The organism is Pseudomonas sp. P7548 (genome assembly GCF_013386585.1).
In the GTDB taxonomy this organism is placed as follows: Bacteria; Pseudomonadota; Gammaproteobacteria; order Pseudomonadales; family Pseudomonadaceae; genus Aquipseudomonas.
In genome coordinates, this window is record NZ_JACARO010000035.1 from 56,838 (window position 1) to 70,781 (window position 13,944).

At 61.3% G+C, this 13,944-nt stretch carries 12 protein-coding genes and 1 pseudogene; 4 read left to right on the forward strand and 9 right to left on the reverse strand.

Going from position 1 to position 13,944, the window contains the following annotated elements; genetic code table 11:
- Positions 1-44 precede the first annotated feature (44 nt).
- Complete coding sequence (locus HX803_RS14590; RefSeq protein ID WP_178921549.1) at positions 45-518, forward strand: cyclic nucleotide-binding domain-containing protein; 474 nt, start codon at positions 45-47, stop codon at positions 516-518.
- On the opposite strand, the gene HX803_RS14595 is transcribed toward HX803_RS14590, so the two are convergent.
- On the reverse strand, positions 515-799 hold the full coding sequence (locus HX803_RS14595; RefSeq protein WP_176995312.1) for a hypothetical protein: 285 nt from the start codon (positions 797-799) through the stop codon (positions 515-517). The two genes, HX803_RS14590 and HX803_RS14595, sit on opposite strands and share 4 nt — an antisense overlap.
- 78 nt (positions 800-877) lie before the next feature.
- Between HX803_RS14595 and HX803_RS14600 the strand changes: the two genes are divergently transcribed.
- Positions 878-1,564, forward strand: coding sequence for a spermidine synthase (locus HX803_RS14600; protein WP_178921551.1), 687 nt, complete (start codon positions 878-880; stop codon positions 1,562-1,564).
- A 131-nt stretch (positions 1,565-1,695) separates the two neighbouring features.
- On the opposite strand, the pseudogene HX803_RS14605 reads toward HX803_RS14600, so the two are convergent.
- Positions 1,696-2,615: pseudogene (locus tag HX803_RS14605) on the reverse strand (ParB/Srx family N-terminal domain-containing protein).
- 98 nt (positions 2,616-2,713) lie between these two features.
- On the opposite strand from HX803_RS14605, the gene HX803_RS14610 reads away from it, so the two are divergent.
- Positions 2,714-3,088: a YajD family HNH nuclease gene (locus tag HX803_RS14610; protein WP_178921553.1), complete on the forward strand. Its 375-nt coding sequence runs from the start codon at positions 2,714-2,716 to the stop codon at positions 3,086-3,088.
- Positions 3,089-3,205: 117 nt separating this feature from the next.
- On the opposite strand, the gene HX803_RS14615 is transcribed toward HX803_RS14610, so the two are convergent.
- The 7 genes from HX803_RS14615 to HX803_RS14645 are packed head-to-tail and all read right to left on the reverse strand — an operon-like array spanning position 3,206 to position 12,718.
- Entirely contained in the window at positions 3,206-3,994 is a 789-nt protein-coding gene (locus tag HX803_RS14615; RefSeq protein WP_178921554.1) for a cyclase family protein, read from the reverse strand.
- Positions 3,991-4,968 (reverse strand): fumarylacetoacetate hydrolase family protein, encoded by a 978-nt coding sequence (locus tag HX803_RS14620; RefSeq protein WP_178921556.1) that lies wholly within the window; start codon positions 4,966-4,968, stop codon positions 3,991-3,993. The genes HX803_RS14615 and HX803_RS14620 overlap by 4 nt, the downstream gene beginning before the upstream one ends.
- A gap of 35 nt (positions 4,969-5,003) precedes the next feature.
- Positions 5,004-6,233, reverse strand: coding sequence for an MFS transporter (locus tag HX803_RS14625; RefSeq protein WP_178921558.1), 1,230 nt, complete (start codon positions 6,231-6,233; stop codon positions 5,004-5,006).
- On the reverse strand, positions 6,230-8,644 hold the full coding sequence (locus tag HX803_RS14630; protein WP_178921560.1) for an RND family transporter: 2,415 nt from the start codon (positions 8,642-8,644) through the stop codon (positions 6,230-6,232). The genes HX803_RS14625 and HX803_RS14630 overlap by 4 nt, the downstream gene beginning before the upstream one ends.
- A complete protein-coding gene (locus HX803_RS14635) occupies positions 8,641-9,684 on the reverse strand; it encodes a YCF48-related protein (protein ID WP_178921562.1) in 1,044 nt (347 codons plus the stop codon). Before HX803_RS14635 ends, HX803_RS14630 begins: the two co-directional genes overlap by 4 nt.
- A complete protein-coding gene (locus HX803_RS14640) occupies positions 9,684-11,033 on the reverse strand; it encodes a DUF1329 domain-containing protein (RefSeq protein WP_178921564.1) in 1,350 nt (449 codons plus the stop codon). Before HX803_RS14640 ends, HX803_RS14635 begins: the two co-directional genes overlap by 1 nt.
- Positions 11,034-11,071: 38 nt before the next feature.
- Positions 11,072-12,718, reverse strand: coding sequence for a DUF1302 domain-containing protein (locus HX803_RS14645; RefSeq protein WP_178921566.1), 1,647 nt, complete (start codon positions 12,716-12,718; stop codon positions 11,072-11,074).
- A 189-nt stretch (positions 12,719-12,907) separates the two neighbouring features.
- Here HX803_RS14645 and HX803_RS14650 point away from each other — a divergent pair, with 189 nt between their 5' ends.
- Positions 12,908-13,852 carry a LysR family transcriptional regulator gene (locus HX803_RS14650; RefSeq protein WP_178921568.1) on the forward strand — a complete coding sequence of 315 codons (945 nt, stop codon included), beginning with the start codon at positions 12,908-12,910 and terminating at the stop codon, positions 13,850-13,852.
- The last annotated feature ends 92 nt before the right edge of the window (positions 13,853-13,944 follow it).

Consider the following 13,944-nt stretch of genomic DNA (forward strand, 5'->3'; position numbering starts at 1 on the left):
AACACACAGACCGCCTACCTGTTTGATGGACCCAGATTGCAGCCATGCCACAACCGACCTTACTGAATAACGAAATCCGCGACATGCTGATGGACTGCGGGCTGTTTGACCCGCTGCTGCCGGAAGATTTTCATGTGGCTGCGGGCTACTTCAATATCAGCAGCATTGCCCGCGATGAAGTGATCTTCCTCGAAGGCGATGCCGGCACGTTCATGTGCATCATCCATAGCGGCCAAGTGGCCGTGCAGAAAACCCATCACGACGGCCAACGCGTGACCATCGCCACCCTGCGCAGCGGTCGGGCCTTCGGCGAAATGGCGGTGCTCGACGGCGAGCGCCGTTCAGCCAGTTGCGTGGCCGCCAGTGAGTGCGTGCTGTTGAACCTGGGCAAGGACTCCCTGGAAAAAATGCTCAACGAAGCGCCCAGGGTCGCCGCCAAGATCATCCGTGCCATCGCCATTGCCCTGTCCAAGCGCCTGCGCATGGCCGACGGGCAACTGTTGTCGCAACAGTTTTAACCGCCCGGGGTCTTTGGCTTGCTGTCGTTCTGCAGCAGGCCCGGCACGGTTTGATCTTTAGGCGGCGTGGGCAACACGATGGGCACCAGTGCCGGTGAACCGTTGGCCGTGGCCTTTGGCGCGACCGGCGGGGTGACTTGTGGGTACAAGGTTGGGGTCGGCGTGCCCGGGGCGCCTGGGGTTGGCGCGGGTGCGACCGGCACGCTTTGCACCTCTTGAGCCTGCGCCGCACCCAATGTGAGCGCGCCAAGCACAATGACCGTTAGAATGCTGCACTTCATCGATGGCTCCATGGCCTGACCGGAATGTCGTAAGGCTACTCCCAACCGCGCAAGAATGCCCTTCCCAATGAGATTTCCATGAAACGTTTCGTTCTGCTGGACACCACCCCGATCCCCGACAACGGCGGTGCCTTGTGCCTGTTCGAATACGGTGAGGATTTTGTCATCAAGATCCAGGGCGGTGACGGCGGCCAGTTGATGAACACGCGCATGCACGGTTCCGAAGACGCGCTGGCGGAAATCCCCTGCCGCAAGGTTGCCGGGCGCCCGGGTTCAAGGGTGTTGATCGGCGGGCTGGGCATGGGCTTTACCCTGGCGTCGGCACTCAAGCATTTGGGCAAGACAGCCGAGGTGGTTGTCGCTGAATTGGTGCCGGGTGTCGTGGAGTGGAACCGTGGCCCCCTGGGAGAAAAATCCGGTCGGCCACTGCTGGACCCACGCACCGTGATCCGCATGGAAGACGTGGCCAAGGTGCTGCAAACCGAGCCCCAGGGGTTTGACGCGATCATGCTGGACGTGGACAACGGCCCCGAAGGCCTCACGCAAAAGGCCAACAGTTGGCTCTACTCCGCCGGTGGCCTGGCGGCCTGTGCCAAGGCCTTGCGCCCCAAGGGCGTGTTGGCAGTGTGGTCGGCCAGCGCCGACAAACTGTTCAGCGACAAACTGCGCAAGGCGGGTTTCAAGGCCGAAGAAGTGCAGGTGTTCGCCCATGGCAACAAGGGCACCCGGCATACCATCTGGATCGCCGAGAAGCTCAAAGGCTGAACACGATTCACCAAACACCACAGGTCCCGTGTGGGAGCGGGCTTGCTCGCGAATGCGGTGTGCCAGTCAATGCATCCGGTGACTGATCCACCGTCTTCGCGAGCAAGCCCGCTCCCACATTTCGTCCTGCCTCAGTTTCGGGATTTGCGGTAATCGATCACGTACGGCACTTTTTTGTCGAAAGTCTTTTCCAGTTCATCCCGGTCCAGCTGGGTCATCCCGCCCAGTTGATGGGCGGTGAACCCGCTGTCCCCCACCTGCGAACCCGGCGCCAGGCTGACCATGCGCTTGGCGACTGCCTCGATGGCGTCCTTGTAGCCGCCCTTCTTGTCCAGGTTGTACGCGCTCAGGTCGATCTGGGTGCGCAGCCAGTTACCCCAGTAGAACTCCATGAATTCCGGCGCAATCGCGCCATCCTCCGGCTTGCCATAGGCGGCCTTGCGGGTGAAGTACACCAGGCTGCGGAAGGTGTCGTCCTGCAGGCTCTTGAAGCCCAGGTGCGCCGGCAGTTGCTCGGGTGGCAACGTCTGGCCCCGGTTGTCCTTGAGCCACACCTTGCGCGCGGCCTCCATGCGGTGCCAGAAGGTGGCCATGTCCGGGCTGTTGCTGAAGTCGTCCGTCACTTTCACCCACATTTTCAATTGCGGGCCACCACCGGGCACTTCCCACAGGGTGGTGAAGCTGTGGTGACCATCGGTCAGGTACAGCTGGCCGGCCGGGCCGACCACCACGGTTTTCATGTCGTCGGGGTGGGTGCCCACCGGGTCCTTGCAGGTGAAACTGTCGGGTGTGTGCAGGTCGTTTTTTTCGGCACCTTGTCAGCCGTGCCCTGGCCATTGGTTTCACAGTATTCGTCGAAGACCTTGTCCGGCTTGTCAGCGAACAGGCCCAGGCTGTAGTAGATCTGGTCAAACCCCACCACGGCCTGGGTGGGGTGCAGCTGGTCGAGGGCCACCTCGATCACCTGGCCGGGCTTGGGCGTGGAAAACGCCTGGGCCTGGGCGGTAACAGCACACAGCAGTAACGCAACAATCCATGAAGGCAGACGCATGAGTTTCAGATCCTTATCTGTAAAGTGAAGCAGTCAAGTGCAGCGCAAGCGGCTAGAATCAACCCTATCCGTGAACCCCCAAATAGCCAGGAGCCATGATGAGCTCGACCAACCCGCCCTCCCACACCGCCAAGCTGGACCGCATCCTTGCCGATGCCCAGCGCGACCGGGAAATGGGCTACCGCGACAAAGCCTTGAAGATGTACCCCCACGTGTGCGGCCGCTGCGCCCGTGAGTTCTCAGGCAAGCGCCTGAGCGAACTGACGGTACACCACCGCAACCACAATCATGATGACAATCCCCAGGATGGCTCCAACTGGGAGTTGCTGTGCCTGTATTGCCACGACAACGAGCACTCGCGCTACACCGACCAGCAGTACTTCGGCGACGGCTCCACCAGCAGCCCGACGATTGCCAAGGCTACGCACAACCCGTTTGCGGCGTTGGCGGGGTTGATGAAGAAGGACGCCTGAAGGCTCTTCATCGCCTGTTCTGACCTCATCGCAGGCAAGTCGAATCGTCGCACCGCAGCTCCCACAATTGGAATGCGTTCCCTTGTGGGAGCTGGCTTGCCTGCGATAGCGATCGCCCTAGTCCTCCTCAAAGATCGCGACTGCCCGCACAAATCCGGCCGACGCGTGTTTGATCTTGTAGGGAAAACACGACACCTCGAAACCGAAGGCCGGTAGCGCTTCCAGGTTGGCGAGTTTTTCCATCTGCCCGTAGCCAATATCGCGCCCGGCCTTGTGCCCTTCCCAGATCAACGAACTGTCGCCGGTGGCGGCAAACCGCGCGCGGGTGTGACTGAACGGTGCGTCCCAACTCCACGCGTCGGTGCCCACCACGCGCACGCCGCGCTCCAGTAGATAAAGGGTGCCTTCCCGACCTATGCCCACGCCCGCATCGAGATAACCCGGCTGCCCGAACAACGCGCCGGCACGGGTGTTCACCAGCACGATGTCCAGCGGCTGCAGCACGTAGTCGATGCGCTTGAGTTCGGCCTCTATCTCGGCAGCGGTCACTACGTGCCCGTCCGCGAAATGCCGAAAATCGAGTTTCACTCCCGGTCGCAGGCACCAGTCCAGCGGCAACTCATCAATGCCATAGGCGGGCTTGCCGCCGTCGGTGGTGGACGCGTAATGCCAAGGCGCATCCATGTGCGTGCCACTGTGGGTGGTGATGTTCAGGCGTTCTGCGGCCCAGGCCTCCTGGCCCGGCATGTCTTCGATGCGCAGGCCCGGGAACATTGCCAGCAACTCTGCTTCCCCGGCTTGATGATCGATGTATTCGATTTTTGGCAGTAACGGCGGTGGGTCGGTGTAGGGGTTGTTTTCGAGGACGACGGATAAGTCCACCAGGCGACGTTGGCGCGCACTCATGAAGAAGCCTCCACCACACGTTGGTCGATGGCGCCGAACACCGACTGGTCGTCGCCGTCCAGCGCCTCGATGCGAATGCGGTCGCCAAAGTTCATGAACCCGGTCAGCGGCTTGCCATGCTCGATCATCTCGATGGCGCGACGCTCGCTGATGCACGCCGAACCTGCCGCACAGTCAAGGTTGGACACGGTACCTGAGCCGATAATGGTCCCGGCACGCAAACGCCGGGTGCGCGCGGCGTGGGCGATCAGGTCGGCAAAGCTGAAACTCATTTCGGCGCCACTCGGTGAGCCGAACCAATTCTGGTTCCACGTGACGGTCAACGGCAAGCACACGCGCCCGTTGCGCCAGGCACTGCCGAGTGCGTGCGGGGTAACGGCCACAGGCGAAAAACTCGACGAGGGCTTAGCCTGCAAAAAACCGAAGCCGGTGCTCACCTCATGCAGCAGAAACCCGCGCAGGCTCACATCGTTGACGAGCAACACCAGCCGCACGTATTGCAACGCCTGCTCGACAGGGCAGCCCATCGGCACTTCGTCGAGGATCACCGCAAACTCTCCCTCAAAGTCGATGTTGTGATTCACCTCCGGCAACGGCACGTCATCCCTCGGGCCGAGGAAGTCATCGCTGGCGCCCTGGTACATCAAGGGGATGCGTTCGTCTTTCATCGGCGCCAGGTCAAAGGCCTTTTGCAGCAGGTGCGCATGATTGAGAAACGCCGAACCATCACACCACTGATAGGCTCGCGGCAGCGGCGCAGCGGCAGCGACCGGGTCAAAGGCAAACGCCTCGGGCACCTGGCCCTGGTTGAGTGCTTGATATTGCTGGCTCAAGACCGGCTCGGCGTGTGCCCAGTTTTCCAGGGCTTGCTGCAAAGTGGTGAACGGCTGCGCGATCACGGCTTGGCGCAAGTCCCGGGAGACCACCACTAACTGGCCGTCACGCTGGCCATTTTTTAACGTAGCGAGTTTCATCGGTGCATCCTTCTGAAGGGTAAACAGCGGTCGGGTCAATGCAGTACCACGTCATTGGCGACCTGAATCGGATCCAGCAACCGCTTGCCTGCTATCCAAGGCGCAATCAACGCTACCAGCGCCGCCAGCAATAGGCCCCAGCCCACCAGTGCCACGGCGCCGACGCGACCGCCCGCCACGCCGGACAAGGCCATCACTAATAACGGACTGGCAAACTGGCCACCAAAAAAACCTGCATTGAACAGGCCGGTACCCTTGCCGCGATGTTCGATACTCAAGGTCGATAGCGCCCAACTCAGCACCGTCGGCAATGCCAGGCCGCCCCCCAGACCGTTGACCATGACCGCGATGATCGCCGTGCGGTAATCCACGGCATTGGCCAGCAGCAGGATGCCGGCGCCGGAGATCAAGAACCCCAGCGCCAGCAGCAACCCAGGCCCGAACCGACTCAGGCGACGGAACAGTATTGCGCCCAGAAACACCGCCGAATGGCCCAAGCCAATTGCCATGCCGATGCGCTGCGGCGAGTCGATGCCGATGTGCTCCAGTAGGAACCCGGTTTGTACCGGCACGATAAAAAAGCCCAGCGCAACCAACAGCGTCATGGCGCAAATCACCGACAGTGAGCGCACTGGAAACGCCCCTGTGTGCGGCACCGCAAGCGCAGCACTGACACGGCGTAATGGCTCTCTGAGCACCCAATGCATCAGTGGCGCAAACACCAGGCCGACGATGTATAACGCAAACGGCACGCGCCAACCGTGCTCGCCGATAAACCCGCCAAGCATGAAAAACGCGGTCGCCGAGAGCGACGTAACGATGGTCTGCCACGACAGCAATTGCACGCGCTCACGACCGTCGTAGTAGTCGCCGATCAACGCCGTGCAGCAGGTCATGATGGCCGCCTCGGCCAGCCCCAACCCAGCTCGGCTGAGCAGGATCGCGTCAAGGCCATCCAGCACCAGCGGCAACGGCCCGCAGATGCCATACAGCAGCATCGCCAACACCAGCAGACGCTTACGCCCGATGCGGTCGGAGAGCCAGCCGGCGAACGGTGAAAACAGCGCGATCATCAGCGCCGGCAATGTCAGCACGATGGGCACCAGCAGCCCGACATTGGCCGTGCCGGCAAATTGTTCGGCGATGCGCGGCAACACCGGCGCAATCAACACGCCGCCCAGCACCGGCAGGCAACTGCCGAGCAACAACAATGCGCCCGAACCGCGCCGACGCGGCACGGGAGCGGCTTGCGAGAACTGACTCATGAGGTTTTTCCTGTTGTTGTTATCGAGTGTTCAGACGTGACAGCTGCTGCCGGCGCGGGCAGCAGAAAGTGCGCCAGGGCCGGCAGCAGCACCAGTGCGCCGACCATGTTCAGCAAAAACATGAACGCCAGCAAAATACCCATATCCGCCTGGAACTTGATCGGCGAAAACGCCCAAGTGGCCACGCCAACGGCCAGGGTGACGCCGGTGAGCATCACCACTTTGCCGGTGAACAGCAGGGCCTGGTAATACGCCTGGGACAGGCTGTCTCCGGCTTTGCGTCGCGCCAGCAGAATGCTCATCACGTAAAGCGCGTAATCCACGCCGATGCCCACGCCCAGCGCAATCACCGGCAAGGTCGCGACCTTGACGCCGATGCCCAGCCACACCATCAGCACTTCGCACAAAATCGAAGTAAGCATCAGCGGAAGCACCACGCAAATCACGGCCGCCACCGAACGGAAAGTCAGCAGGCACAGCACGATGACCGCGCCGTACACCCAATACAGCATGTCGTGATTGGCCTGCTTGACCACAATGTTGGTGGCGGCTTCGATACCGGCATTGCCAGCAGCCAGTAAAAACTTCACGTCTGCGGTGTTGTTGGCCTGGGCAAACGCTTCAACTTCATTCACCAATCGGGTGAGCGTCACCGCCTTGTGGTCGCGCAAGTAGGTGTAAAGCGTGAGGGTGTTGCAGCTTTGATTGAACAACTCACGCGGCGCACGCCCGGTGATCGAATTAAGCAGCGCCTGGTTCTGCGTCAGGTCATACCACTTCGGGTTACCCTCGCTCATGCCCACCAACAGGCTGCGGTTGAGGCTCGCCAGTGACGCCGTGGCCTCCACGCCCGGCAGTTGGCGCAAGCGCCACTCCAGTGCATCAACACGCATCAACGTGGTGTAGTCGGAGCACGCGTTGTCAGGCGTACGCACGATGACCGCGAACACATCGCTGCTGGCGCCGTAATGCGCCACCATAAAACCGTTGTCGCGGTTGTAGCGCGAGTCGGCGCGCAACTCTGGCGCGCCGGCGTCCAGGTCACCGACTTGCAGTTGCTGGCTGATCCACCAGCCGCCACCGCCGAGCAACGCGCTGACGATCAGCGTGACCGTCGCCCAGCGGCGCTGGGTGAAGCGGTCCAGAAACGCCCACAACGCATGCTTTTTCCCGCACAGGGCGGCGTCTTCACTGCGCAGGCTGCGCACGGCTGCACGGGCGCTGACCCCGCAATAACTGAGCAGGATCGGCAGCAGGATCAGGTTGGTGAACACCAGCACCGCGACGCCGATGCTGGCGATCAATGCCAGGTCTTGAATCACCTGGATGTCGATCAGCATCAGCACGCCGAAACCCACCGCGTCACACAGCAACGCGGTGAGACCGGCAAGAAACAGCCGTCGAAAGGTGAAGCGCGCCGCCACCAGGCGGTGCATGCCGCGCCCGATGTCTTGCATGATGCCGTTCATTTTCTGTGCGCCATGGCTCATGCCGATGGCCAACACCAGAAACGGTACCAGCACCGAATACGGGTCAAGTTCAAACCCGAGCAACGCCACCAGGCCCAGTTGCCAAACCACAGCGACCAACGAACAGGCCATCACCAGCAACGTGCTGCGCAGACAGCGGGTGAACGCGTAAAGCATCAGCGTGGCAATCACAATCGCTGCTGCAAAAAACAGCAGCACCTGGCGCAAGCCCTCGATCAGGTCGCCCACCACTTTGACGAAACCAGTGATGTGCAGGGTCAGACCCTGGGCCTGGAATTCAGTGCGCAGTCGCTCCAATTGTTGTGACAAGGCGCTGTAGTCCAACGGCTTGCCGGTTTGCGCGTCGATGTCCATCAAGGGCACGAAGATCAGGCTGCTGCGGCCGTCGACGGCAATCGTCTGGCCGATCTCACCCGAGCGCGCAGCGTTGCGGCGCACGGTGTCGAGGCTGTCGGGCGAACCGTCGTAGTCGTCAGGGATCACCCGGCCGCCTTCCACGCCCTCTTCGGTCACGGCCATCCAGCGCATGTTGGGGGTCCACAACGACTTCATGAAAGGCCGGTCGACACCCGGCAACAGGAACACTTTGTCATTGAGGCGTGCCAGCAGCTCCAGGTAGTGCGCGTCGTAGATCGAACCGCCGGGGGCCTCTACGGCAATACGCACGGCGTTGCCCAGGCCAGTAAGCTCTGGTTGATTGGCCAGGTAGTTGGCGATGTAGGGATGCCCGGTAGGGATCATTTTTTCGAAGCTGGCGTTAAGCCCAAGGCGCGTGCTCGCGGCACCGAGGCCGAGGGTCAGCAGCAGGCACAGCCAGAGCACCCACGCACGATGGTTGAACAGCGCACGTTCGACCAGCGAACCGGAACGCCGATCAAATGCCTTGAGACTCTGTTCGCCAGGATGACTGAGATCGGTCATTGCACGTTCACCTGTTCCACGCGCTGGATGCCCCGTGCGCCGACCGTGATCCATTGTCCGTCCGCCGCTTGGATAAATGACGACACAGCTGCCGATACGCCTTGCTCACGCAGCGCAGCTCCTGGCGTGCTGAGTAACAGGTGACCGCTCTGGTCGGCGAGCATTACGCCCGCCCTGCCCAGCGAGCGGGCCGACATGACACTGCTGTTAAATGGGTTTGGCGCGGCTTGCCAGTGCACACCTTGATCGTTGCTGCGCCATACATTGCCCTTCAATCCCGCCACGAGAACATCACCGTCAGGGGACACATCCAAGGCAAAAAAACTGCCGTCATAGGGGCTGCTCAAGCGGATGAAACTCGCGCCGCCGTCCGCCGATGTCCATATGGTGCCCTGCTCGCCAACAATGTAGATGCGCAGGCCCTGGGTGGCGATTGCATACAGGTGGTTGCCGGCCGGATTGGGCAGGCGATCGACCCACGACTGCCAGGTGGCGCCGCCGTCGCTGGTGTGCAGGATCAGGCCAAAGGCGCCCACCACGATGCCTTCGCGCTCGTTGCTGAAATGGACCGCCAGCCAGGGTTTGTCGGCACCGTCGGCGACAAACCGTTGGGCAATGTTGAGTTGCTGCCGGTTGCCGGAGGGCACGGCATCGAGCACCCGCTGGGCTGACTGTTTGCCGTCCAGTTGCAGGGTCCAGCGCTCACCGCCATCGACAGTGTGCAACACCACGCCCGCATGCCCTGCCGCCCAGCCTTGCAAGGCAGACACAAAGCTCACCGACGTGAGACTCACACTGGCAGGCACCGCGGCCTGGCGCCAGTGCCGGCCGTTGTCGTCCGAGAGCAGAATCAGACCTTGCTCGCCGACAGCGACCAGCCGCGTGCCGGCGCGGGTGATGTCGATCAACACCGCTTGTTGCGGCGCGCTCACCTTGAGAGCCGGGCGCAATAAAACATCGCTGACCGATGCTTCACTGGCCTGGGTTGCCAGGCTGGCGCCGAGCAGGCCCAGCGCCAGCCAGTAGTAATAACGAGGCATCAACGCACCCCGTCGGCAGCCAGGCCGTCCGGGCTGAAATCACTGTCAGGAAACGGCGCAACCACGTCGTTGTGCACACGTTTTTCGGTGACCACGTTGTGTGCCATCCACGCGCCGGTCTGCAGGTCGTACTGGCCGTACAAGCCGCGCACCAGGCCAGGCAACTGCGGCATCAGGTACGGCAGTTGAAAATAGGTGCGCCACAACTGGTGGTTGGCGTCCCAGCTGTCCCCCAAAACCGCCATCCAGGTGTCTTCGTCTACGTACAGCCGGCGCTTGGGCATGCTGTGGCGTTTGCCGGCAACCAAGTTGCCTTCAATCACCCATACGCGGTGCAGTTCCCAACGCATGTGGTCGGGGTTGAGGAAGCGTTCACTGAGGACCGCATCATCCTTGGCCGGTTGCAAAATTTTGTTGCTGTTGTAGGGAATCAGCATTTCTTGCTTGCCGACGATCTTCCAGTCGTAACGGTCCAGCGGGCCGGTGAATACCGAAACTTCGTCGAAGTTGGCGACGCCGGAGCTGGTGGGCGTTGGCGTGTCATAGGACGACACCGGCAGTTTGCGCACCCGGCGCTGGCCGGCCAGATAGACCCAGGATTGCGGGCCGCCGCTGGCGTAATCCAGCGGTTCGCGTCCCAGCAGCGCTTCACCGGCACGCTGCGGCGGGCCGAGGTTGACCAGGCGGGTCATCCAGTACACGCCTTTGTATTCGGATTTACCGTCCTGGAAGTAGTACGGCATCTCGCGCTGTGCCTGCACGGTAGCGGACAAGATGCGCTGGCCGCTGGCGGTAATCACGTACACGTTGTAGTCGTTCTTCCACGCCACGCCACGCCAGCTCAAGTGATGGTTCCAGATCACCTCGGCGCCGGTGGTGGGAATGGGAAATGGAATACCGCCGCTGGCGCCTTCCAGGGTGTTGCCCTGGCTGGTGAGGTGCGCGCTGGTGGCGTTTTTCAGCGTGTTGTCGTAGACCCATTGCGGTGCGGCAGCCGTGCGCCGGCTCGGGTACACGTCGATCCGGTAGGTCGGGTATTTGGCGAACAGTGCTTTTTGCCCGTCGCTGAGCTTGTCGGCGTACTGCGCAACGTTCTGTGGGGTAACCGAGTACAGCGGTTTGTCAGCGGCAAAGTAGTCCGGCAGCCGCGGCCCCGGGTTGACGCCAGCCGGCACTTGGGTAAAGCCCTTGTCCCACGCAGGAATGCTGCCATCGGCATTGCCGGCGCGCTCGGCGCCCAGCGGGGTCAGCGTGGACTTGAGTAGCTGGGCCTGGGCCTCGGTCGCCGCCCAGGCGGAGGGCGCAACGGCCACCAGCAGACCCGCAAGCATCAACGGTTGGAGTTTCATGAAACGCACCTCTGTTTATTGTTGTTGTGCTGCTGTGTTCAGAACGACCGCTGGACGGTGAAGGCAATAAAGTCGCGGTCCTTGAGCGGTTGCCCGTAGGTGTTGGCATTGCGGCTGTCGAGGAAGTTGTCGGCGCCACCGATGTAGTGCGTGTAGTTGAGGCCGGCCTTCCAAGTTTGCAGGTACTCGAGCTGCAGGCCCACGCTGACGTCGCCGCCCTTGTCGCCCACGCCGTTGTTGAACTTGCTGATCACCGAAGAACGCCCCTTGGGGTTGTAGCCCAGCCCCAGTGGCACACTCAGGTCGACACCGGGATACACCTGGAAAAAATTCGGCGTGAAGCTCATGCGCAATCCCCAGGCATCGCGTTCACTGTTGGGGTCCAGCGCGGCAGCGTTTTTGGTGATGCTGGTGCGTCGGTGCCAGGCCACTTCGCCGGCCAGGCTGGCGGAATCCCAAAAGCCGTTGCTGTTAAACGAATAGAGGCTGGAGAGTTGCGCGTGCAGCGAGTTGCCGACCGCATACAGCGCGTGGCTGTCGTTGTCGCCAAGGCCAGTGGGGTTGGCCTGGGACAGACTGACCAGCGGCGTATTGCGCCGTACCGACACTTCGCCGGCGACATTGGCATCGCCCACCGAGGTGCTGAAACTGGCGCCATACGCACGAATGCCTTCGGCATACACCAGTTCGTAATCGCCCAACTGGCCGGTCTGAACATTCGGCCCGGTGGGGTTGGCATGGGTGTAAATCATCGGGTCTTTGGCGTGGTAACGGATGGCGTAGAGGCCGAAGTCGGTGTTCCAGTCTTCCGGGGAAAAACGCAGCGACAGGCCGTACTGGCCCTTGTCGTCGGGCTTGATGTCCTTGCCGCGAAAGAACGCCAGCGGTTGCCGATTGGGGCCAATCGGACCGCCGACAATCAAGCGTTCGCCGCCTTCACCCACGGCATCCGAGGTGGAAAAATAGCTGCCCACCGCCGGGATGCGATTCTCTTCCCAGGCAAACTGGTAATACGCCGCCACCGAAACATTGGGCCGCAATTGGATCTGCCCGGAGAACTGATTGACCGGGCGAATCAGTTCCTTGAACGGTGTGTTGGGCACCGAGGTGGCCTTGATGATATCCACGGGCGCTTGCCCCGCCGCGATGCCGTTGGCGCCGAAGAACAGGCTTTCGCCCCACAGCACGGTATGGCGCCCCAGCCGGAAGCTGCTGGGCAGCTCGCCGATGTTGCCCTTGCCGAATACAAACGCGTCGAGGATCTCGGCATTGCTGCCATGCAGTTTGCGGGTGTCGTCGGTAAAGTGGTCGTAGTTAACGGAGCGCTGGTTGGCAGTGCCTGGCGAGTCGTTATCGTTACGGTTTTCGTAGACGTTGTCGTACCAGCCGGCGGCGCTGACGCGTGCGCCGAAGTTGTTATAGCGCGCATCGAATTCCGACAGGATGTTCACCCGGTTGGAGATCAGGCCTTTGCTGAAATTGCGGTCACTGTCGTCCTGATTGACCGCGCTCACCAGCTTGCTGTCACGGTCTTTGACGCGCCAGGCGGCGTTGTACTTGAGCGTGTTGTCCCACCGCAGGCGCAGGTCGGAGTCGCCAGTGTCGATTTCAAAAGCGCCCGCGTGGGGCAAACAGCCAACTGCGGCCAGCGCGGTGGCCAGGGCGGTCGCTTGGCAGCCGCTCATAGGTATCCGTCTCATCGTACCAACCTCTGACTTGTTATTTTTGTCTTGAAAGGTCTGTTGCGAAGCTGCGCTCCTGCAGGTTCTGGGTCGATCATAGGGACGGCCAAACAATCCGAACAATCGATTATCGGGATGCCACCCATCCAAAAAAAGTGATACAAAGCGCCGTACTCTTCTGGGGGCAGGGCCATGCGTTTTCATCACTTGGATTTGAACTTGCTGGTGGTGCTCGACACGCTGCTGACCGAGCAAAACATCACCCGCGCCGCTGCGCGTTTGAACGTCAGCCAGTCAGCAGCCAGCGGGTTGCTCGGGCGCCTGCGCGATTATTTTGATGATGAGTTGCTGGTGCAGGTCGGTCGTAAGATGCTCCCTACGCCGCTTGCCCAAGGGCTAACGGAGCCCGTGCGACGAGTGTTGCTGGATATTCAGTCGACCATCGTTAACAAGCCCGAATTCGACCCGCTGACCTGCAAGCGGCACTTCAAGCTGATTGCCACCGACTTCGTGACCACGGTAATTCTGGGGCCGCTGGCCCAGCGCCTGCAGCAACGCGCGCCGCATATCACACTGGACATCCAGCACGCCTCCGATCACTACAACCAGATGCTGACCCAAGGCGAAGTGGACTTTGTGATCATGCCGGATCAGTACTTGTCCGACCTGCATGCCAAGGAATTGTTATTCGAGGATGACTACCAGTGCGTGGTCTGGTCGCAAAACAACCTGGTGGGCGAGCACCTGAGCCTGGAAGAATATTTGAAGTTGGGCCATATCGCGGTCAACTTCGGCAGCGCCCGCGAACCGAGCTTCAGCGAAAAGATCCTGCAGGGTTATGGCCAAGCCCGCCGGGTGGAACTGACCACCAGCAGCTTCAACACCGTGCCGCATCTGCTGGTAGGCACTCAGCGGGTGGCCGTGATACCCCGCAGCCTGGCGACGCTGTACAAGGACTTTCTGTCGTTACGTGTCCTGACGCCGCCGTTTGAGATGCCACTGCTACGGGAATTCACCCTGTGGAATAAAGTGCTCGACAGCGACCCAGCCCATCGCTGGATACGCAATATGCTGCAGGAGTTGGCTGCGGAATATACCCTGCGTGCAGGTAGCCCAGACCGCTCGAATCAACGCTAGAGCGTCCGACCCTTGTACTTGGCTGCATAACGATCGTCCAAGACCGCATCACCTCCAGGCCGTATAATCGCGTTTTTTCTCCAAGGCACCCT